Source organism: Mycetocola sp. Y442, assembly GCF_056898615.1.
On the sequence record NZ_JBXHBV010000002.1, the window covers coordinates 213,863 to 235,392 of the forward strand.

The 21,530-nt window shown below is 60.6% G+C and carries 16 protein-coding genes; 6 read left to right on the forward strand and 10 right to left on the reverse strand.

Annotation, left to right across the window (positions count from 1 at the left end):
• Positions 1 to 8: 8 nt before the first annotated feature.
• Together AC1X6S_RS07755 and AC1X6S_RS07760 are read left to right on the forward strand one after the other, a co-directional pair.
• Positions 9 to 1,106: a PrpF domain-containing protein gene (locus AC1X6S_RS07755; RefSeq protein WP_483405184.1), complete on the forward strand. Its 1,098-nt coding sequence runs from the start codon at positions 9 to 11 to the stop codon at positions 1,104 to 1,106.
• Entirely contained in the window at positions 1,099 to 2,307 is a 1,209-nt protein-coding gene (locus AC1X6S_RS07760; RefSeq protein ID WP_483405185.1) for an MFS transporter, read from the forward strand. Before AC1X6S_RS07755 ends, AC1X6S_RS07760 begins: the two co-directional genes overlap by 8 nt.
• On the opposite strand, the gene AC1X6S_RS07765 is transcribed toward AC1X6S_RS07760, so the two are convergent.
• Positions 2,295 to 3,011 (reverse strand): GntR family transcriptional regulator, encoded by a 717-nt coding sequence (locus AC1X6S_RS07765; RefSeq protein ID WP_483405186.1) that lies wholly within the window; start codon positions 3,009 to 3,011, stop codon positions 2,295 to 2,297. The genes AC1X6S_RS07760 and AC1X6S_RS07765 overlap by 13 nt on opposite strands.
• 132 nt (positions 3,012 to 3,143) lie before the next feature.
• Positions 3,144 to 4,688 carry an FAD-dependent tricarballylate dehydrogenase TcuA gene (gene tcuA, locus AC1X6S_RS07770; RefSeq protein WP_483405187.1) on the reverse strand — a complete coding sequence of 515 codons (1,545 nt, stop codon included), beginning with the start codon at positions 4,686 to 4,688 and terminating at the stop codon, positions 3,144 to 3,146.
• Positions 4,689 to 5,313: 625 nt separating this feature from the next.
• On the opposite strand from tcuA, the gene AC1X6S_RS07775 reads away from it, so the two are divergent.
• Positions 5,314 to 5,913, forward strand: a complete 600-nt coding sequence (locus tag AC1X6S_RS07775) for a helicase associated domain-containing protein (protein WP_483405188.1) — start codon at positions 5,314 to 5,316, stop codon at positions 5,911 to 5,913.
• Between the two features lie 263 nt (positions 5,914 to 6,176).
• Here the strand turns inward: AC1X6S_RS07775 and AC1X6S_RS07780 are convergent, their stop codons facing one another.
• Entirely contained in the window at positions 6,177 to 6,713 is a 537-nt protein-coding gene (locus AC1X6S_RS07780) for a hypothetical protein (RefSeq protein WP_483405189.1), read from the reverse strand.
• A gap of 148 nt (positions 6,714 to 6,861) precedes the next feature.
• Between AC1X6S_RS07780 and AC1X6S_RS07785 the strand changes: the two genes are divergently transcribed.
• Complete coding sequence (locus AC1X6S_RS07785; RefSeq protein WP_483405190.1) at positions 6,862 to 7,224, forward strand: hypothetical protein; 363 nt, start codon at positions 6,862 to 6,864, stop codon at positions 7,222 to 7,224.
• Between the two features lie 15 nt (positions 7,225 to 7,239).
• Complete coding sequence (locus AC1X6S_RS07790) at positions 7,240 to 7,539, forward strand: nucleotidyltransferase family protein (protein WP_483405191.1); 300 nt, start codon at positions 7,240 to 7,242, stop codon at positions 7,537 to 7,539.
• A gap of 102 nt (positions 7,540 to 7,641) precedes the next feature.
• On the opposite strand, the gene AC1X6S_RS07795 is transcribed toward AC1X6S_RS07790, so the two are convergent.
• The 3 genes from AC1X6S_RS07795 to AC1X6S_RS07805 form a co-directional block, all read right to left on the reverse strand.
• Entirely contained in the window at positions 7,642 to 9,441 is a 1,800-nt protein-coding gene (locus AC1X6S_RS07795) for a hypothetical protein (RefSeq protein WP_483405192.1), read from the reverse strand.
• 67 nt (positions 9,442 to 9,508) lie between these two features.
• Complete coding sequence (locus tag AC1X6S_RS07800) at positions 9,509 to 13,558, reverse strand: ATP-binding protein (RefSeq protein ID WP_483405193.1); 4,050 nt, start codon at positions 13,556 to 13,558, stop codon at positions 9,509 to 9,511.
• Between the two features lie 63 nt (positions 13,559 to 13,621).
• Positions 13,622 to 15,676, reverse strand: coding sequence for an AAA family ATPase (locus AC1X6S_RS07805; protein WP_483405194.1), 2,055 nt, complete (start codon positions 15,674 to 15,676; stop codon positions 13,622 to 13,624).
• 302 nt (positions 15,677 to 15,978) lie between these two features.
• Between AC1X6S_RS07805 and AC1X6S_RS07810 the strand changes: the two genes are divergently transcribed.
• Entirely contained in the window at positions 15,979 to 17,535 is a 1,557-nt protein-coding gene (locus AC1X6S_RS07810) for an RNA-guided endonuclease InsQ/TnpB family protein (RefSeq protein WP_483405884.1), read from the forward strand.
• 690 nt (positions 17,536 to 18,225) lie between these two features.
• Here AC1X6S_RS07810 and AC1X6S_RS07815 read toward each other — a convergent pair.
• From AC1X6S_RS07815 to AC1X6S_RS07830, 4 genes are all read right to left on the reverse strand, one after another.
• The gene (locus AC1X6S_RS07815; protein WP_483405195.1) at positions 18,226 to 18,555 is read right to left on the reverse strand and encodes a DUF2283 domain-containing protein; all 330 of its coding nucleotides are present in this window, start codon (positions 18,553 to 18,555) and stop codon (positions 18,226 to 18,228) included.
• The gene (locus tag AC1X6S_RS07820) at positions 18,552 to 18,794 is read right to left on the reverse strand and encodes a DUF4258 domain-containing protein (RefSeq protein ID WP_483405196.1); all 243 of its coding nucleotides are present in this window, start codon (positions 18,792 to 18,794) and stop codon (positions 18,552 to 18,554) included. The genes AC1X6S_RS07815 and AC1X6S_RS07820 overlap by 4 nt, the downstream gene beginning before the upstream one ends.
• The gene (locus AC1X6S_RS07825) at positions 18,794 to 19,189 is read right to left on the reverse strand and encodes a DUF6941 family protein (protein ID WP_483405197.1); all 396 of its coding nucleotides are present in this window, start codon (positions 19,187 to 19,189) and stop codon (positions 18,794 to 18,796) included. The genes AC1X6S_RS07820 and AC1X6S_RS07825 overlap by 1 nt, the downstream gene beginning before the upstream one ends.
• Positions 19,190 to 19,919: 730 nt before the next feature.
• Complete coding sequence (locus tag AC1X6S_RS07830; protein WP_483405198.1) at positions 19,920 to 21,275, reverse strand: TrkH family potassium uptake protein; 1,356 nt, start codon at positions 21,273 to 21,275, stop codon at positions 19,920 to 19,922.
• Between the last annotated feature and the right edge of the window lie 255 nt (positions 21,276 to 21,530).

The following is a 21,530-nucleotide window of genomic DNA, read 5'->3' on the forward strand; positions in this document are numbered from 1 at the left end:
GGAATCCCATGACAAACCGTTCGATACCCGCCGTCTATATGCGGGGAGGCACCAGCAAGGGCGTGTTTCTGCACGCCTCCGATTTACCGCCCGCCGGCGCGAAGCGGGACGAAGTACTACTGAAGATCATGGGAAGTCCGGATGCGCTGCAGATCGATGGCATGGGGGGAACCTACTCAAGTACCAGCAAGATCATGATTATCGAGCCCGGCCCGGACGACGCGATCACCTACTGGTTCGCCCAGATCGGCATCGATCGACCGGTGGTCGACTGGTCGGGGAATTGCGGCAACCTCACCACCGCGGTCGCTCCGTTCGCGATTGATGAAGGACTCGTTTCGATCCAAGGCGAGGTTACCTGCGTACGGCTGATCAACGGCAACACCGGCGTGGAAGTGCACGCCGAAGTGCGCACCCCTGACTCTCGAGCGGCAACCACCGGCGATCTCGCAATCGCCGGGGTGCCGGGCACCGGGGCGCCGATCGTGACCCGCTATATGAATCCGGCTGGCGGCGTGCTCGGTGCGTTGCTGCCGACAGGTGCCGAGACCACCATTCTCGAGACGTCTGATGGCCAGTACATCGTGTCGATCGTGGATGCCACACACCCTAATGTATTCGTTCTTGCCGCCGATGTCGGGATCCGAGGGCAGGTGCGGTCTGTCGCGGACTTGAACGAAGACCAGATGTTCCTCGCGCGCGTGGAGCGGATCCGCGCCGCTGCCGCCGTGCGTGTGGGTTCCGCATCCGCTCTCGCGACGGCCAGTTCAAGTGCGCCTGCCGTGCCCCGTATCATGCTCGTTGGCCCTGGTGACGACGATGCCGACATCACAGTAACCGCCTTCTCGATGGGCAGGGTCCACCGAGGCCTGCCGATGACCGGTGCGTTATGCCTGACGGCCGCCGCGGCCGTGAAAGGAACGATCGTCGCCTCCATGATCACCGTTCCTTCTGATGAGGGTCGAGTGCGTATCCGGCATCCGCTCGGCGTGACGGAGGCGGTCGCCGAAGTAGTTCCGGGTCCGGACCCGATCCGCTCGCTGGGCGTTGCGCGTACGGCGCGACGGTTGATGGAGGGCCGTGTGTACCCGCGCGAATATGCCTAAGTCTTATGCCGCCACACCGCCGATCGGCGGACACGGCGGCTGGCTGTGGCGCCCGCTGCTTGGCGCCTCACTTAGCCAGGTCGTGCTCGGCATCGTGCGTCCTACAGTGAGCTACGCTGGGCTGGAGTTCGGCGCCGACGCCTTCATGATCGGCATCGTTGCGGCGTCTTATGCCGTCCTGCCGATGCTTGTGGCGCTGCCGATCGGTGCCGCGGCAGGGCGACTGCGCCACATCGGGCTGGTCCCGTTCCTGTCGGCGTTGCTGCTCGCTTCTGCGTGCGCCCTTGCTGCCGTCGCCCCGTCGCTTGGCGCGCTTATCGGCGCGAGCGCATTGCTCGGAGTCGCGAACCTCGGAGTGCTGGTGGGCGCGCAATCGTGGATCTCCCGCTCAGCGCCCGTAGAAGAATATGACGGTGGTTTCGGATGGATGACTGCTGGCATGTCACTCGGGCAGGCGGTGGGTCCGCTGATCGCGGGTGTACTCGTCGGCCCGGTCGCGCCGACCCTCAATGGGATCACCAATGCACTGTGGGCATCGGCCGGGATTGCGGTGCTGATCGCCCTGGTGTTCCTCTCGAGTGCTATGAGAACCTACGACGACGACTCACCGACCGGCCCCCGTATGAACGTCGCCGACATCGTGCGCACGCCCGGGGTCGCGCGTCACATGGTGGTGAGCGCAGCTGTGTTGACTTCGGTCGACATACTGACCGCCTATCTTCCAGTTATCGGCGCGTCCGTCGGGATCGGCCCGCTGCTCATCGGGGCTATGCTTGCGGTTCGCGGCGTCACATCGACCCTGTCGCGTGTGCTGATCGGGCCGCTGTCTCGGCGGTTCTCGCGCTCAGATCTGATGATCGCGAGCACGGGTGGAGCGGCCTTGTGTCTGGCGCTCGTGGCGCTGGCCCCGATTCCTTGGCTGATGTTCACGGCACTTGGGTTAGGCGGGTTTTTTCTCGGTCTCGGACAGCCGTTGACGATGACCGCTGTGGCAGTTGCGCTTCCCCCTCGGGCGCGCTCGAGCGGACTAGCGGTGCGACTGCTCGGAAATCGCGTGGCGCAGACGGTGGCCCCGGTACTTGCCGGGGCCGTCACCGCAGTGATCGGAGTCGGCGCTGTGCTGCTGTTACAGGTTGTTGGGCTCGCGGCCTCTGCGGCATGGGAAACGGTGACCAGGCGTCGCGATAGTCAGATTGGGTGACCGAGCAGACGACTCAGCGTCGAGGCTCGGGCTCGTGACGCGTGGGACGCCGCTGCTTCTCCCGCACGCTCGGCATCACCGGCGATCATTGCCTCGATAATGGCAGCGTGCTCGTCCAACACATCGCGCATGCGCTCCTGGCTGAGTGAACGAGTACCGAAGCGACGGATGGCAACCTCGACCGTGGCCAGCAAACGTGACAGATAGGCATTGTTCGCAGCGACCGACAGCAGATGATGGAACTCCACGTTGGCGCGAGAGAAAGCCTGGAGATCATTGGCCTCAGTCGCAGCGACCAGGCGTTCCTGCAGTTTTTGGAATTGGGCAAGATGCTCGGGTCGCCCTTGACGGGTGGCGTAGTCCGCGGCAAGCGACTCGAGGCTACCGCGCACCTGATACACGGCCGACATGTCTTCGAATGAGAGTCGGGTGACCTGCGCTCCAACCCCGGGACTACGCGCCACCAGTCCTTCCTCCTCGAGACGGTTCAATGCTTCGCGAACGGGAGTGCGGCTCACGCCGAGCGCCTCCGAGAGCGCCACCTCACGCAGCCAGACATCAGGGGCGAGCACACCATCGAGGATCGCTTCGCGGACCGCATACGTCGTCTCGCTCACCGCCCCTCCGCGGGAGGGGATGGTCGTGCGGTACGGGGAGAGGAGTTCACCGAGGCTCTCAACGGATGCGGGTGCGGACTCAGTCACGGAATACCGCCTGTTCTTTCGTGTTCTGCCGCAGGTGTTGCGCGGAACACATCACTGTTCGCCAGTAGGCTAACTGATCCTGCTGGAGCCGATCGTGCGGACTCGCTCTCACAATACTCATCGAGGCAATGGTCATGCGATGCTACCGGCACGCTTGCCGAACACCATTCCGGCTGCCAGACCGGAACCGCCCGGGTAGTTCCGGCTGAACAACCCACCGAGCATCTCACCACACACAAAGAGGCCGGGAATCGCCGAACCATCCACATGAAGCACCCGCCCCTCGGTATCACTCTTGAGCCCACCGAACGTGAAGGTGATGCCACATGTCACAGGGTATGCGTAAAAGGGGGGCTTCTCGATCGCGGAAGCCCAGTTACTCTTCGGCGGGATCACGGTCGAGCGGCGGCGGTCCTTAACGGTGGGGTCGAAGGCGGCGTCGGTCACGATGTTCGCATTGAAATCCGCGACGGTCCCTGCAAGAGCGAGGGGATCAACGCCAATGGATGTCGCGAGGCTAGTGAGCGTGTCGGCCTGGTATACGCCGATGCCCGGCATGTCGTATTCTTCGGTGCGCAGCATCGGTCGGAGGGTCGCGTCGAAGATCTGATATGCGACGGAGCCGGGCTGCTCAAGGATTACTTTGCCGTACTTGGCGTAGGTGTAATTCCGGAAGTCAGCGCCCTCGTCGAGGAATCGCTCGCCGTCGTTGTTTACGATGATGCCCAGCGGATAGCTCTGGCGGGTCAGACGGTTTGTGAGCTCGCGGTTGCTCGCGTTGTTCTCGGCTTTGGCGTCCCACTGCACACTGTGCGCTGTGGACCAATCCCCGCCGCGGTCAGCGCCGATGCCAATTGCTGCTTCTATCATCCGCCCTGTGTTGTAGGGAGTACCGCGCACCACAGCGTGCTCCCAACCCTCGCCCAGATGGCGTCGGCGTAGCTCTGGGCTCGCCTCGAAGCCGCCGGCCGCGAGTACGACCGATTCAGCAAGTAGCTCTTCCTGCGTCCCGTCCGGGTTGGCAACGGAGACGCCGATGACGGTGTTTCCATCGACGATAAGGTCCTGCACGTCGATCCCATACCGAACTTCGATACCGAGCTCAGCGGAAACGCGAGTGTGGTCTGCGATCATGCCTTCACCGCCGCCGACGTTGCCGACGTGTAGGCCTCCCCAGAACAGGAATGAGCCATCGGGTCGTTCGTACGCCTGACGCTCGTACATCAGGCGGAACTTCAGTCCTAATCTGTGCAGCCAGCGGACGGTATCGGCGCTCTCATGAACAAGGACAGTGGTGAGATCCGGGTCATTGCGCCCGTCAGTGACCTTCGCGAGATCCGCCGCATACTCCTCAGGCGAATACGGCGGCACCACCGTGCGGTCGTGACGCTCATCAGGTTCAAGAAAATCGATCAGATCGTCAAGTCCACCGTGAGCGATTCGCGTGGCGCCGGCCGTGTAGAAACTGTTGCCGCCGTGCATTCCGGGGAGACCACGTTCAAGAAGCAGCACGCTACGCCCCCGCTCCGCTGCTGCGTACGCCGCGCAGAAACCCGCATTGCCCCCTCCAACGACAATGACATCGGCATTTTTGACGGGAGCATCTGCTGTCATAAGTAATTCTGCGCTCTCTGCGTGTTGCGTCTCCTGAAGGTGTTCTTCGATCGTATTCAGCATCGCCACGATTGTCTACCGGCTGTATACAGTCTCAATGGTCGCTGTCCCGATTTCGATGAGCGCTGAGGCGAAGCTGTTCTGCTGGTGATGGGCATGTCGAATTCAGCACAGGCTTAGGCCGGTGGTGCAACGAGCGGCAGGTGTTTCATCCACGCTCTTCACGCCGAGGTTTGCGTGTGGCGCGACTGGGCTTTTCGCATGACCGTGGCGAGGTTCCGCCGGACTACGGGTCGGAGGATCGAAACCCCCATGCCGTTGTTCTCGGCCATGAAGAGCAACGAGTGCTGGCGAGTGCATCCGAGTTACGGGTGGTGCACGCCGTCGCGTCAACGACGTGCACCGTTTCGATCAGCCCTTACCGAGCGTCTTGCCCGCCTTGGACTTGGACGGCTTTGAGGACCCCTTCGACGCGAGGGTCTTCCCAGCCTTGGACAGAGAGGACTTCGACGGCTTAGCCATTGACATCCCTCCTTTCCGGATCGAGCCACGGAAGAGTGGCGTCTTTGACGGTAGAGCGTGCCTCTGACATTTGCTCCCATCTCACGGTTGCGCCTTCAAACGCCGAGTTCAGGCAACCGCGCATATCCCTTCTGACCGCACATGGTGTGCGTGTCGGGAAGGGAACATGCACGACAACAACGCACGCAGTGACTTCATCGCCGTCCTCCGAGAGCTGGATCACGCGACCTTGTCGCTATCCAAGGACCTCAAGAAATCCCTGGACTGCTGGCAACTCGAATGTCGGCTCCGCTACGGTCAGGAGCCGGAGTCTCAGATCCACTCCCGCCTCGCGGTTTGGGTTCGCACGTTTCTCGACGTGGAGGCATTCGTCGGGGCTCACGGCGACGTTCCCAGAGAGAACAACCGAAAAGTGCAGGATGCTGAGCAGGGGCGTTTGGCATTCTGGCTGCGGTATCAGCGTCGCCGGCTGATTTCCAACGACTTGTGCACGTATCAGCGGCTCTGCCTTGAATCGCTTGCCGGGTTCAGTTGGGCGCCGGTCGAGGAAACATGGGAAGCGCACTTCACGGACTACGCCATGTACCTTAACCGTGAGGGTCGTGTGCCGCGGTACCGTTCCACGGATGTGGATGAGCGGCGGTTGGCGGCGTGGGCGGCTAAGCAGCGGCACGCTTTCAAGCGCGGACGGCTTGACGAAACACGTGTGGAGAAGTTGAACGGTCTGCCGATTCGGGTGCTCCCGTCTCGGAGGCGACCGAAGTAACACGGGGTGCTGCGACGGAGGTTATTCCGATCCCGTCGCGGCACCAGCGATCACGGTCCTGTTGGTTCCTCTTTGAGGGCTGTGGAAGCCGGTCTACTACCAGCGCACGGACGACGATTGGGAACTCGATACACCGAACTGTCCTCGGTGTCTTGTGCGTATGGAAGCGGAGTTCCAAGGGGCCACCGCGGTGTGGCGATGTCCCGAGTGCGGTCTGGTGAAGCTTTAAATCCAAGTCCGTGGGTGCGCCTCACTCGGACCGGTCACCAGGTTACGGTGGCGGCGGCCATGAAGATCTCGAGTAGATCCTCGTCGTTCAAGTGCTCGAGCGGTGTGCGTTCGTCTTCGAACCAGGTTGTCGGTGTTCCAAGCCACAGTACGAGGTCGAGGTGGTCCCATCCGATGCTCGTCGCGAACTGGAGCAGGCGTTCAAAGATCGGTTTGACTCGACGTGATTGCAGGTCGAATTGGAAGCCGGGATGTTCGTATCTTTCATTTCGCTTCACCCCGATGAGGCGTCCGGAGTTTCGCAGCCTTGCTGTGAAAGCTGGTGTCGCTTTCGCAGGACCCAAGAGGGTGGCGACGTCGGTGCTGGAGAGGACACCGTATTCCGTCCGTATTCTTCGCCATGCGTTCTCGGTCACTTGAAGTGCGGCCGCGGTCTGAGGTGACACCGCGGTCGGGAGTTTCATCAGCGCTCGACGATGAACATCTTCCGCCTTCCGTTGGGCTGACTTTTTTGCGTCATCCGCTTCGGTGGGCAGAGTAAGGGTCTCGTCTGGGTTAGTGCTGGCCGTCATTGGTTCCTCCTTCCGGCACCGTATAGACCCCAGCATGAAGAACGAAGCGATACTCAACATTGTCGTCCCGCACGGGAAAGTGAATGGCGTCTGACTCCTATCATCGGGATCGAACCACCAACAGGATCGGAGCGGGAGGGCAGGCAACATGGCCGCGAAATCAAACGTGGAACTTGCAGGCCCGTGGGCTTCGGAAGAGACCGTTTGTGACTATCTGGATCTCACCCGTGACGAGGTCGAGGCGATGGTTAGCAGGAGAGAGCTCCTCGGCTGCGCCTTCGATGACGGCAACCTTTATTTCCCCACCCGCCAGTTCCACAACCACCAAGTACTCCCCGGCCTTCAAGATGTACTGCAGGTCCTGGCAACAGGTATCGATAGCGCAAAAGTCTGGTCCACCTGGATGGCCGCAGCCCCCTTCGGCACCCCGGCATGGGAGCAGTTGCGTACGGGGCACCTCGAGGATGTCCTTATCGAAGCGCGGCAGGATGCCGGGCTCTGGAACCTCTAAATCACACATGCGCTCATGACGCGACCAAGTGGCGCGCTCGTCGAACACCGTGACAGAGTCATCGAAATACTCCGCGAACACGGAGTCGAGTCCGCGATAGTCTTCGGATCCGTCGCGACCGGTATCGACACGGAACAATCGGACCTCGACATTGCTGTGCGATTCGTCGACCGGCCGACGGGGTTCGCTTACTTCGGTGCGCTCGTGGCACTGGAGGAACAACTTATGCGTGTCCTGGGAATTCGAGTGGATGTTGTCGAACGAAATCAACTATGGGGTGCGACAGCCACTAACTTCATCGTCGAATTGTTGTGAGGGGGAGTCCAACTTGCCTTCCCTGGCCGCCACGATTTCTTGGCTGAGGCCGTCCTGCTCGACGGAGAAACCAGCTAGGAGGGCCCAGGCGAATAACGGCGCCTAAACCCAGTACCAACCCCACCGCCGACGGAGCGGGCGACGAGCTGCTTTGAGTGGGTCTTTCAGCATGGCGCGGTCCGATTCGAGTTCCCGCTCGATGGGCAATGCACAGAATAGTCCGGCCAGGCGGATGAGCACAGCGGCTTCCGAGCGGACAAACTCGAACTTGAATCCATGCGCGGCCATGTTACGTAGGTTCATACCCGGATCTAGCAGGGTTGTTCGAAGTGCGCGGACCCAGTCGATGTCGAGATTCAAAGCCTGCAGTTTGTCGACGTAGAAGTCCATCGTGGGGAATCGGCCGGGGGATGCGCCACGCTCAAGGCGGTAGATCGGCTCATCCAAGAGTAGAAGGAGACGTCTCGCTCCGGACTCGATCAACGGAATTGCGATCCGCGCGCTATCAGAGAATGCCTCGTCCCAGTACAGGTGCAGTGATCGAGCGAATAGTTGGGCGTGGTCGGGTTCGCAGCCGAAGGCGGCTGAGAGCCATGAGGCAATTTCGGACTGAGCCGGTTTGCCAAACCTTCGCTCAATCTCTTTCAACTCAAGGTCTAGGAGGATCCCTTGGACGCCGATAGCGAATTGCTCAGTTCGAACAAGCTCTTCCTCGTCGAAGTTTCCGTCGCTCCGCTCTGGGAGTCCGTGTGGGCCGAAGGTGACCCGGGACACGAGTGCTCGAATGCTCCCTGCGGCGGCCCTTCGAGAGGATGCGATGTTGTTGTCGTGATTACCGGCGGGCGATTTCGTCGCAAGGAAAACTTGAAGGGCTTGCCTCCAGTCGACGGTGAACTTGTAGCGCCGAACGTGGCTTCGCAGAGCGCTTAGGGGCAGTGTGATCGTGGCTTCATGGGCTTCCCAGCCCATCGACGCTGCTGGAATCGACTGCATGAGCCGGACGGCTTGACCGTGCGCGTCCATGTCGCCGTAACGACGAGCAATTTCCGCGGCCGTAGTCGCCCAATGCATCTTGCGAAACCCTACGTCCTCCGATTCGGCGGTGGCGAGGTAGGCGGCAACCTGCTCCCTCGTGGCCGCTTTCCGTTCTTCGGCGGACTGCGCGATGTTTCGTCGGCAATCGGCGATCCAATCTGCCGAAGCGGGGTCGAGATAGCTCTGTGCCGTTTGATCCAGAAGGATGCGGATCTGACCACGTTCGTCGTCGGGCATTGGGTAAGTCGCGGGAAGTGTGGAAAGTGGTGTTAGCACTCGCGCGACGACTCCGTCGGGCGAGTTAAGCGTGAGTGCAGTTCCGGCGAAGCGGATCGCCTCCTGGCGGACCGCTCGCTCTTCCCTCATTCGACGCATGCGGGCGATCGTGTTCGCGCGCCCTATCGCGAGGGCGATGTGTAGTGAATCTAAAGATTCGTCACTGGCAAGCGTGAGGTAGGAGCGCACTGTTCGTGCCGCGTGTTCGCGTCCTGTCTCGGCGCGGGCCGTCAAAAGGGCATCGCAGAGCAGCGCGCTCAGGATGGCCACTCGGGATCCTGCCAATATGGATCGCCATAGGGCGTGCGACTCGTCGGTTGCGTTCCTGATTGCTCTCACTTGCAGCGCGTTGAATGATCCTTCCACCGGGGTGAGCGCAACGCTCCCGTCGATCGAGTCGTCGTCTAACTCGAACCCGAGCAAGGTCGTCACTTGTTGCCGAAGCGCTTCAGGCAGACCACCAAATTCTGCATCTTGGTGGCAGGCCAACGAGATTTCTAGTGGATCACCGGCACCGGCACCAAGCCGGTTCAGGATCCTGGCAACAGTTTCGCCATCGGCCGTAGCGTGCATGTACGCAGGCGTCGTCATCCTTGTGACCAGTTGTCTACCGTGCGGCTTCGCACGCCGGCATGGTGATCTAGTTCATCCATAGAACTCACCAATCTTCATCGCGTTCGCGAAGCCGGAGATCGCCGATTGTCGTCTGGAACCATTCGGTTGCCTCAATCAATTGCGCGCGGAGCTGTGTTGATGTGGTTCGTTCCGCGGCTGCTGTGCACACGTCGCGGGCATTGTTGAGTTCGGAAGACTCGTTTCCAATCCAGCCCCATCCTCGCAGGCTGACCCCTCGCCGGAGCTCCGGAACAATTTCATCGAGCAGATTCCGGTTCTCCGACAGCTCGACGCAGGCCTCGGCCAGATTTAGGTTGTTCGGTATCCACATTGGAAGTGATCCAAGCACACGCACTAGAGCGAGCAAGTCACCGGTCGACAGGTCGGGAACTCGACGGGTGAGGGATTCGGCGATACTCGTTGGAAGGTAACCGTTGAGCGCCGCTGACACGACTTCCTCGATGCTGGCGAGGTCTTCGTGGAGGTGGTCGAGCAACCATTCTGTGAACGCCGTCGACCGGTTCTCGAACACGGCAGCCAGGTCGTGGATGCCGTCCGTAACCGATTCGCCGTTGCGTGACAGTTCAAGGAGCTGATCAAGCCCGAGGTCCGGGTGCTCACGAGCAGCGTTAGTGAGCGTTTCCTGCGCGATGAAATCGTCGAAGCCGGCTCGTGAAGCGATCGAAAGCATAGCTTCCTGCGCCGTTCTGTCCAGTGGTGGGGATTCTGGCGATTCTCCGTAGCGCCAGGCCCCCATCAGTGATGCTCCTGCCGCTGGCGGTGAGATCTCATTTTCGAGAAGCACCGCAGCCGCTTCTATGGGGTTTGAGTGAAGATACCACCCGGCGCTACCCAAGAATCTTGCGGCAACTAGTTCGTCTTGGTCCGCTATACCGGCGCGCCAGATCGAACTGAACTCAGCTTGATGGGCTGTCCATGGCATGTCATCGACGAAAAATCCGATCGCGAGTCGCACGCCGCTACGTCCCGATTTGACGGCGTCCCCTGCCCATCCAAGCGCGTCTCCCGGTGTATGCATATTCCAGTGAGCTAGAAGGGCAGGCAGGTCGTGATCCAGGGGGCTCTCGTCCGCCTGCCCCGCGATGATGTTCACAAGTTCGGGAACTAGTCCTGGCCGGATCGCGGATAGGGACTGCCAGACTCCTCGGAAGGTGGGTTGCTTCCCGAGTTGACGCGCTTCGGCACTGAGTTGGGTGAGAAGATGCACGATCTGAGAGGCATCGCCATATTCAAGCAATCGACGTGTAAGCGCTCCGTCTACGGCTGGAATGCGGGTCCTCCTTGACTCGGCCTTTGCCGTGAACTTCACTTGTCTCGCATCTCGCTTCTGCTCTTCGCTCAACTCTTCGAGTTCGCGGCGGCCAGCGTCCCGGTCGGACTGCAGCTCATCGAGGCCAGGGACACGATTGATCAGTTCGCCGGCGATCTTCCACGGGGATCCGATGATCCGGTCGGCGAGTGCGTCCCGGATATCCTCGGATCGGTCGAGCTCGAACTGAAGCGACAGTGACGCATGTCTGAGAGGGAGGGACTCGGCGTGCTCAGCACTCCAATCCACCGTCTCTCGGACCATACGTCGGACGGTCGCGAAGTGAGTCCGCGCAGCAATATCGGCGAGGGATCGCACTGTCTCGAGGTCGTCCTCTTCCCAAGCCAGAACCGCGTCTGCGCTGACGTCGCGACCGAAGTGACCGCGCGGTGCCCGCAGCGCCTCCCTCAAGAGATCAACGGCAGCGCCTGCTCGTGCGACCTGGTCCGAGGCCCCTTCGTTCTTTAGCAGTTGTCGTATGTGGTCTCGTACCGGGCGCATTGCGGCCGCTGAGATCAAGTGCGAGCGGAAGGACAACTGATAGAGGGCTGACTGGATGGTCTCAAGTTCTTCCTTGGCCAGCAGCGGCTTCAATGCCGACAAGGCCGCGAGGGCTTCTTCGTCGGTGCCTGTCTCGCAATGCACCCTTACACGTGTCACGATGCGTAGGGGAGTCGCTGGGTCTGACAGAGTTGCGAGATTGCTCAACTCGTCGGTGAGCACGCGGCGCGCATGGCCCGGGTGAGCATTCGGAGCTCGCGTGTCGGCGCGGGCCAGAGCAAGTAACGCATCTACCGCGGTCTCTATTGTGGTCGGGTCGTTCACCGCGGCACGCCCGTACAACCGGGGTAGCTTTGCGCGAACATCCGATCGGTCGACTTTGCGCGAGTATGGCCACACCCGACGGTAGAGCCGGTCCTCCTCATCTTCAGGGTCTTCGGGCACCGGCGTGCCTGCGGCGTCTTCGAGGTCGAGCCTCTCTCGCAGCGCTTCAAGCACGGCTACTAGAGCCTTCGGTTGGGTTGCTGCGAGCGGGGCGATCTGGTCCAGCTCGCGGCAAAGCGCCCAAGGGTAAGGCGAGTTCAAACGTTCACGCACAACGTCCCACACTGGCGCCATTACGGATGGTCCATCTCGATGTCCGATGCGCCAGTCGAGCTCGCCAAGTGTCAGTGCGAGTCGCTCGTAGTGCGTAGGGCCGAATTCGTGCCACAGATCTGAGACGAAGCCGGTGTCGTATTGTTCGAATACGGCCACGCTTTCGACGATCTGATCGGATAGGAGGTCGGGAACTACCCGTAGGCGGTTGTCTTGGTCGAGAATCAGCCCCTGATCGATGAGCCGCCTAGTGAGTCGTGCCAGTTGGATGACGGGGAGATCGCAGAAGTGCGCGATCCGCGCCTGTACCCTTTTGTCTAGTGGGCTGTCCGGTTGAACGCATGCGTATGTCGCGATCACGCGTTGAACGACGTCGGTGTCGAAGCCGTCGATTTGTCCGGGAACCATCAACTCTCTGTAGCGCGCCAGCACTGTGCGCCGAAGGTCCTCGTTGACAAGTAGCGATCCGCTGATCTGGCCCGTTCGGATGAGGTTTGTGAGGATGACTGCCACGTGGGGACTGTGGCGAGCCTGCTCCGCAAGGTAGTTTCGTAGGCCGAAGCCCAACTCAAGGTTGGTGATAAGTCCCTTGACCAGCTCTCTGGCGGATTTTAGATTCAGTTCGCCTACGCTTATCACTTCATGCTCACGGGGGCCGAACGACGCGCGTGTGATGGCTTCCTGAACCATCCCAAGCCCGCTTGGTCGGCTTGCAAGAACGACCTGCAGATCCGGGTTGCTGCGCGCAAGTGCGAGCAGCGGTTCCAGCGCGGCTGGGTCAATGTGGGCGTCATCGATAGCGACGATGCCCTCATTTTGATGGATTTCATTCATCGCCGCAGCGTCGAACACGCGCATCGGCGCAAGGCAGCTGATAACGCGGTTCGGCTGGCGCATCGCCTCAAGGGTGAGTGCCTCGATTAGCAGACGCGTTTTCCCGCGACCGCCCGGCCCGCTCACGACGATAATTTGAGGCGACTCCGTGACCTCTCGGCTGAGCGCGCGCGTAAAGCGATCTAGCTCATCATCTCTGCCAGCGAGCTCGCCGAGATCATTGATGAGTGCGTCGGGGTTTTGGCGGCTCTTTCTGAACTGGTCGAAGAGGACCATTGCATCGCCAGGTGCTGAGACGAAGTGTCGTCGGACCTCCGGTCCCCAGAACCGGTCGATGATGCCGCGCTGCGTCTGTGAAGGTAGCAACCGCAACGTCTCCGTGAGAGTACGTCGATCGAGAAGGGTCCACCGGGGATGCAACAGCATTTCCTCGCGCGCTTGGACGGTGGCAATGCCGCCGAACACAAGGTACAGCTCGTCTGCTCTTTCGAACGTTGCAGCTTTGACGGCTGCCCGCACGTCGCCGCGCGTTAGCTTTTCGAGTTGCTTCACCTGCCAGGCGGCCGTTGTGCCGTCATTGAACTGGCCGAAAAAGTCAATCCCGTCTTGCTTGTCGCCCGAAACCCCCCAACGTTCAACATGCTGCACATGACGAACCGCGACCCCTAGAAGACGCTCCGAGAGGAGCAGCGCCTCGACGAAGTCCTCAAGTCCCTCGTCGGTGAGCCAGGGCGTAGGAAGAAGCTGCGGGTGTTTATGGGCGCCGAGCCACTCCGAGGGTGAGGGACGACTCACGGCCGTCGCATGGCTGTCACCATGTTGCTCAGTCACTGACGAACCCTCCTTTGCCCACCGGCTTCCTACGTGGTGTCCGGCCCGTGGTTCCATCGGCAGTCAGGGCTGGGAAAGAGTCTTGTTGATGGCACCGAAGAGCGCCTCAAAATTATTCAGTGTGGTTGCGGATAGTTTCGGCAACACCTTGTCGCGGTTTCGCAACAAGTAGTCCGCTGGTCGACCATGCGCGGTGAATTCGGAGCCCAAGAAGCGTCCCAGTCTGCTGACGATACGATCCTTGCCCGTTAGATCTCCGGCCTTGACTGACGCGCCGAAACCGCCGTTATAGACCGTCAGGTAGTCCCCGGTGGAAAAGAGGTCCTCAATGTCTGACGACTTGACGGTCGTAAAGTGATCGGTCAGAAGCAAACGCTTCTTGGCTAGTAACCCCCGATCTCCTAAAGCTTCTAACCGCTGAACACTTGACCTGGTGCTCCCATCGACGAGAACCGTCACATCCAATGCTCGGCCAACCAAAGCGATGAACGCCGGAATATTCGACGCGCTTCCTGCTGGGAGCAGCCGCCACCGTGGATCAAGGCCAACCCGGTTCAGAGAGAGAAGGTGGTCGCTTAGCACAGTGAGGTAGGTGAAATCGCTCGTGCCTTCGACCACAAGGTTGTCGCGTCCGACGAAAAGACTTTGGGCAATGTCGTAGCCAAGCGCGGCTTGGAGCGGGAACAAGGAGTCCTCGGCTACCGACAAGGCCTCCGCGCTCACAACCGAGCCCGTCTTTCCCCCTTTGTCTTCGACAATACGCACTCGCTCAAGGCGTGCGGCGTTGACGAGGAACGGGGAATGTGTCGTGTAGATAACCTGTGCGATCTTTGACAATTCGTTGTCGACGTAGTCGAGGAAGTCTGCCTGCGCTTTCCCATGAAGTGTCAGCGCAGGTTCGTCGAGAAGAACGACGACCCCGTGCTCGTAGTTCTCGAATTCGCTGAACGCCGCCAAGAAACTGAAGAACCATTTGAATCCGCTGGAGCGCTGGTCGAAGTTGTTGGTGAACCCGTGTCGGGAATCCCGCACTCGAACATCCAGGAACCTAACGACGGCGGTCTGGCCGTTGTAAGGAGAAGGTGTCGTTACCTTGTCGGCGTTGATCTGAATACTGAGGTCTTGATTTTGTCGCCAATACGTGAGGACGCGCGTTGTCAAGTCATTACTAACGGCCTCGAGTTCCGCCGTGCGTTCTTCGAAATCTTCATCCGTAAGCGCGTCCGCGTCGGTGTAGGCGAGCTTGAGCAATGCCCGGGCGGTCTGCATGCCAGATTCCCCGGGAACCTCATCACCGGCTAGCTCCGTAACATTGATGCGACCCGGCAAAGTTTGGTAATCCGCGAAGTAGAACATCTTTGGCATACGCGCCTGCAGCACCGCGATAACGGCGTTTTCCGTGTTATACCCGCCCGTCCGGCGTTTGATCTCAGCGATGAGCGCTGTGCGTTCTGCGTCCGTCCAGTCCTGATCGTCGTCAGGAGCCCCCTCTGCAAGAAGAGCTTTGGCGGCATTGCCGAGCAGGGCGTCGTCCCCACTTAGGGTGCTCCGTAGGCCGGGGGCGGTTCCGAGGTCATCGAAGACGTTCGTAAGCCCTCGGCTGGGGTCCACGGCCACCGAGTACGACGCCGGGCCCGAATAGTCGCGGCTCACCGTCAACGTGGTGCCCGTCAGCACTCCCACGCCGAAAACGGACTCTACAGCCGCCTGGTCTTCGTCGTCGAGCTCAAACTCGGCGACCACAGTTGGCTCCTTGTTGATTGTCCCAGCTCGCCGGTCGGCGACGAGGCGCCATCGCGGGTAGTGCGCGGCTTCATCAAAGTTCGCCTCGTGGACCGGGTTGATCCGGTAGAGCGCCTCGAGAAACGCTGTCTTTCCACTTTCATTCTTCCCGACTAGCGCCGTTACGCCAGGGTCTAACTCAACTCTGGTGCTGTCGGAGATGCTTCGAAAACTTCTAATATGCGCTGAGGCAAGCTTCATAACTACATCATGGCGTGCTGGCAGCTCGCGGCACATCATCTTTGCAACGTTGTCGTCGTGTCGAAAACCTGCGCTGCCTGAGTTGGCCAGCAACCCCAGTCGCTCGGAGCGAGCGAGCTCTGGCTGGGGAACCATTCCGGACCCCATGGCGGGATACCGGTAGGGAAACCCCGGTCAGGCTGTCAATGCGATTGAGGAAATGGGCCATGGCAGTGAGAGAAGCGAGCGGTCGACGGGATTGGCGGACAGCAGTTCGTTCGTGCCACGTACATAGGAGACGTGATCTACATCCGACCGCGCATAGAGGAATCATGAGCGCTTCCATAGACGAGCACGGCACAACCCGTGGTTACCGTCAGGGTTGCCGTGAGGCCTGTTGCCGCGCCGCGAACGCGGAAGCTGCGGCGATTCGTCGTGCGAAGCGCCTGGCCGAGGGCATGCCGGAAGAAGTGCACGGGACGCCTGCTGGGTACACGTATTGGAACTGTCGGTGTGAACGGTGTTACGCAGTCGCCGGTGTTAAGCCGCGTCGAACGCCGATTGCTCCGCGCTCAGCGCCAGAGGGGCCGACGCACACACGTCGGTTCCGGTATCGCATCGCTCCGGCTCCCGCGGAGGAGACGATCATGCGTCGTATCTTCGGTTGCTGCCGCTACGTGTACAACTCCTACATCAACTACGCGCGAACGCAACATGCGGATGGTCTGCAGCACCCCTCGCACTTCACCGCAAGCAAGATCATCGTCACGAACGGACGCCGCGACGCGGCCACGACATGGTTGACGGAGGCACCTACCTCTGTGCTTTCGTACGCAGTCATGAATGGCGCTACCGCCTATGACAACTTCTTCAGTTCTATTTCCGGGCGACGTAAAGGGCGTCGTATGGGAGCACCTCGGTTCAAGAAGAGGTCGGAACGACAGGCGGCGACGTTTGGCCGGACCAGTTTCGGTATTCGGGGACATTGGCAGAACACGAACCCGGGCGGTGGACGGCTTAGGTTGGCCAAGGTTGGCCTGGTCCACGTGAACTGGCACCGCCCGTTGCCCGGTCCACCATCAAGCGTGACGATCATTCGCGAAACCGACGGGACATGGTGGGCGTCCTTCGTCGTCCCGGTTCCTCTTCAACAGTCAACGATCCCCACACGCCGACCCCGAGACGCGGGCATTGACGTCGGTCTCGCCGACTTCGCATCCGTCGTTTACTCAGACGGCACACGCGAGAAAGTCGTGAACCCTCGATACTTCCGCACGGCCGAGCGCAAGCTCGCTCGTGCGCAAAAGAACCTTTCTCGGAAACAGAAAGGTTCACGCAACCGTGAGAAGGCACGGGCGACTCTTGCTCGAGCTCACTCACGTGTTGCGAACCAGCGATCCAACCATGCGAGACAACTCGCCTCCCGGCTCACCCGTGAAAACCAAACGGTAGCCGTGGAGACGTTGAACATCAGCGGCATGGCTAAAACGCGATTGGGCAAGAGCATCACCGACGCCGGATGGGCACAGTTCTTTCGTTACCTGGAAGAAGCGTCTGAACGTCGCGGACGTGAGCTACGCCGGGTACCCGCTGGGTTCCCGAGCAGCCGCACATGTTCCATCTGCGGAACCAACAGCGGCAAGAAACCGCTGAGCGTGCGCACCTGGGTGTGCCCGCACTGCAACACACACGTTGACCGCGATTACAACGCCGCCGTCAACATCCTCGTCGCCGCAGGGCCTGCGGAGACACAAAACGCCTGTGGAGGCAGCATCAGACGCGAGCTCGCTCGCGCAGCCACCAATGAAGCAGGAACCCACCCGAACCGTGACCACAATCGGGGACACGAGAGAAGGAAGCCGAGGCGCAGGAGTGCGCCGAAGGTGGAGGCAAGTACGCAGCGCCATCCCACTCATCTGGCGCATCTCAACGGCTTCAGGGGATTAACTCCTGAAGAAAAAGGGATGGTCCATTTTGGAGCCTCCCGGGAAGCCCGGAAACACGGGGCAAAATGAGATATACGTACAACCCACTTCCGCGTAAACAAAGGGACCCAGGCCGTTTTGGCCGGGTCTCTTTGTCGTTGATGTCCCTATTGTGTGGGCAGTGCGTGCAGTCGCTTCTCGAGGGGCGGGCATCGACGCTGCAGCGTCAGCTGCTTCACCATTCGCGTCGCGCAGCAGGTTTCCGCTCAACGCTCCGCGGGAAAGGAAGCGGCAGGAGAGCTCCGCCATCCGGCGGAAGCTCCCCGAGAGTCGCTCAGCATTCCGGAGTCGTTCTGACCCGTCAGGCGACGCCGATGACTGATTTGGTCACGTTGGGCACCTTTGACTGTGCGACTGCGCACACAATCGCACACAGCGGGGGATCAGCAACGCGTTAGCCCGCTCAGCTACTGGAGGAGCGGGTCTCCGGAGACCTGATTTGGAATCAGATCACCTCGTCATGCCGTGTCGCAGGACCGCGTAGCGTGCCCATATGCATGATGCATGGTGGACATCACGGGGCTGTCAAATGCCACCTAGCTCGATCAGTCCAAGCTGTCTGTTTCGCTGCTTGATTCGATCGTCGTTGGCGTAGCTTCGATTCATGCCGCGACCGTACCACCGGAGATGGGCGTTCGGTGGACTGGCAAAGCCAACACATACAGCAAGGCCCCTCATCATCTCTTCCGAGGTGGTGAGGGGCGTTTTGTGTCTTGCGGTTTAAGCTGAGGCCAATATTTTGCCGTGCACAGCCGAGGCGACTCCATCGGTGCCTTGTTTGAGGGAATAGGAGGCACCGACGCTCGGGCGCAGCAGACGCAAAAGTTCGACATCGTTGCTGTGGACATGGAACTCTTCAACCAGGCGGCTGAATGGGATGTCCGCGTCGATACGCAGAACCTCAATACCCACGACGACGCGCATCGCGTCCAAATCGACCAGGACCTCGTCGGTGACTTCCTTGGTCGAGACGATGGGTTCGTCCGACATTGTGATGTAGGCGGCGTTGGCCTCGATGTCTACCGAGACGCTGAAGCGTGACTTCGTCATTGCTCCTCATCCTTCCATGCGGTGCTCTTGATCGTGAGTGTACCTGACTGCGGCCAATGATCCCCTACCACCCAAATCTTCAACAAGCGTCCGGAGGAAGTTCTTCCCAGAATGCAGGTGGAGTCTTTTGGTGTAGGCCAAGTCGAGGCGATATTGTCGAGCGCCTCCTCGATGTCTGTCCGGGAGATACCCCGCTGACGCATACGAATCAGGAAGTGCCCGGTGATGCTGTATTCCACTAGCCCGGTGCGATTTCAACGTCGAACGCTAGGCGCCGCACTTCTTTGCCTTCGATGAACACTAACACTTGGTACAGACCCTCGGATAGGAGGGGCATCTGGGCCGTGAACGTAAACAGCAGCCCAACCTTGCCTGCGTATGGTCGGACGTCGCTGCCTGCTTCGATGGAGCCGTTGACTTCCATGTCATACTCACCGTTCGGCGGAATGATCCGGATCGAAAGCTGTATCGGACCTTCGTCCTCCCTGGCCCGGATTCGACCTGCGACCGTCGTCATCCACCCCGAGGGCACCTCGCTGACGACGGCGTGAGTGTAGCTCGCTCCAAGCGCAGAAATCTTCCCGCCCTCGATCTGGGCATAGTCGGCGAGGAACGCGTAGTCCAGTTCAGCCATGAGGTGAGCATATCGAAGCAGCCGGCCCAATGACGGCCCCAGTTCGGCCGGAGATGTTCGGCGCTACGCACATCCACTGGATGGCGATGGGGCGCTTCCACAACACCGTCCTGCACCCAGGACACATCACGTAAGGACGCTCCACTGTGCCGACGACTTCCGTTCGCACGAGGCAGCGGGGACAGATAGGCGTGTGGAAGGTGGAGCTTTGGGCGTCCATCGTGGAAGTAAGCGCCGGCGTTCGTGAACCTAGGTAGGCTCGTCAAATATCAGGTCGCGGACCTTGACGCGTGGGTGGGCGGAACTACGTGATCCGGCTGGTTGTGTGTGCACTTTGTGTGTGCAAACCGCGGATGACTCCCTGTTTCGGGCTGGGATGGTGGGCATCGGACTTTACCCAGAACCGCGGAATCCCGGGGGAGAAGGTGCCGAACATCACTGGACGGGATGAAGGGCACGCGACTGTAAATCAGACTGCTCAGCATTCGGGGGTTCGAATCCCTCACTCGCCACACTACGTTCTCTCGAGTTTTCGGATAAGTCGTCCGAAACCTCGAGTAACACAGATTGCCCCCGGTTTCCGGGGGCTTTTTTGTTGGGCCATCGCCGGCCCCATGCGCAAACTGCAGGACAGCAAGCCGATTCTTCACGCTCTCCTCTGGATTGGCGCCGTTGTGCTCATGGCCGGGGTTGGTTTCGTTGAGGAGGTGCCTGAACGCCGTGGTCACGGTCAGCCCAGGATGGGGCTTTCGTTGGGGTACCGGTAAAGCTGGCGACGTTGCCGGACCGCGAGTGCCGCCGCGAGACTGATGGGGCCGACCCGTCCGGCGAACATCAAGAGCGCCAGGATGTACTTTCCGCTCGGCGGCAACTCTTCGCTCAATCCAACGCTGAGGCCACAGGTCGCGAATGCAGAAATGACCTCGAAGAGGATGCGATCCAGTGGTTCCCTGGTCACCGCCATGATGAGACCGGTCGCAACCAGAATCAGGGTTGCGGCGAGGAACAGCACGCTGATGGCGACGCGGAGGGCCCCTTGCGGGATGGTTCGGCCAAACACGCGTACGTCGGTATCGCCTCGAGCTTCAGCGATGATGGCGAGGAACAGCACGGCAACAGTGGTGACCTTGATGCCGCCGGCGGTCGAAGCGGACCCACCACCGGCGAACATCAGGGCGTCGGTTGCGAGCAGGGTGATCGGTTCAGACGAACTGGGATCCACAAGGCTGAAGCCGCCGGACCGCATCATCGTTGAGGCGAACAGGGCGTTGAACAGCTTCTCGCCGAGAGGCATGTTCCCGATTGTGGAGCTGTTCGACCATTCCAACGCGGCCCAGAGAACGCCGCCAATGATCAGAAGCACTGTCGTCACCAGAAGGGTGAGTTTCGCGTGGATGCTCCACTTCCGAACCTCGAACTTCGCAGACATCAGCACCATGAATACCGGGAAGCCGAGGCTCCCAATGAACACCCCAACCATGATCGGCACGAGGATCCAGCCGTTTCCGACGAAACCGACGAGGCCGTCCGGGTGTGACACGAATCCAGCGTTGTTGAACGAAGACACGGCATAGAAGATGCCGTGCCACAGCCCCTGCAGCCATGACCGGTCAGCGATGATGAAGCTGGGAACGAGGAATGCAGCCAGCGCGAGTTCGATGGAGAGCGTGGTGAGAACCACGATTCGGAGCAGGCTCCCCACTTCGCCGAGCTTGCCGGTACTGATGCCCTGCTGCGCGAGAAGTTTGTTTCGCACGCCGAGCTGGCGGGTCACCGCGCGGGCGAGGAGAGATGCGATAGTGACGATGCCCAGGCCACCGATCTGGATCCCAAGAAGAATCACGACCTGGCCGAAGAATGACCAGTGCTCTGCCGTGTTCACGGTGACCAGCCCCGTCACTGTTACCGCCGAAACGGCGGTGAAGAATGAATCGTCGAGTGCCGTCGCTCGGCCGTCTCTCGCCGCGATCGGAAGGCTCAGCAAGAGCGTGAAGACAAGCGCAGCCAGCGCGAAGACGATCAGAGCTACCCGCGCGGGTGAACTCTTCGCGACCTGATGGAGGATTACCCGTGGACGGTGCCACATGCCGCGAGGGAACGAGCGAGAGCGAGCGCGAGCGAGATCTGTCACGCGAGCAAGGTCTGTCATTGGGTCGCCCTCCGTGGTCCACGGATCGCCGCTGTCAGAACGATCGGCTGTCGAAGGCCGACCAGACTGCTGCCAGGCAGCGCATCAGTCTATACACGAAGGCCCGGCGAGCCGAAGGGCCTCCGACAGCCCGCCCTATCCGTCGCATGCGAAGAGCGGATGCCACGTGGTCCACCTCACGCGAAGAAGTGG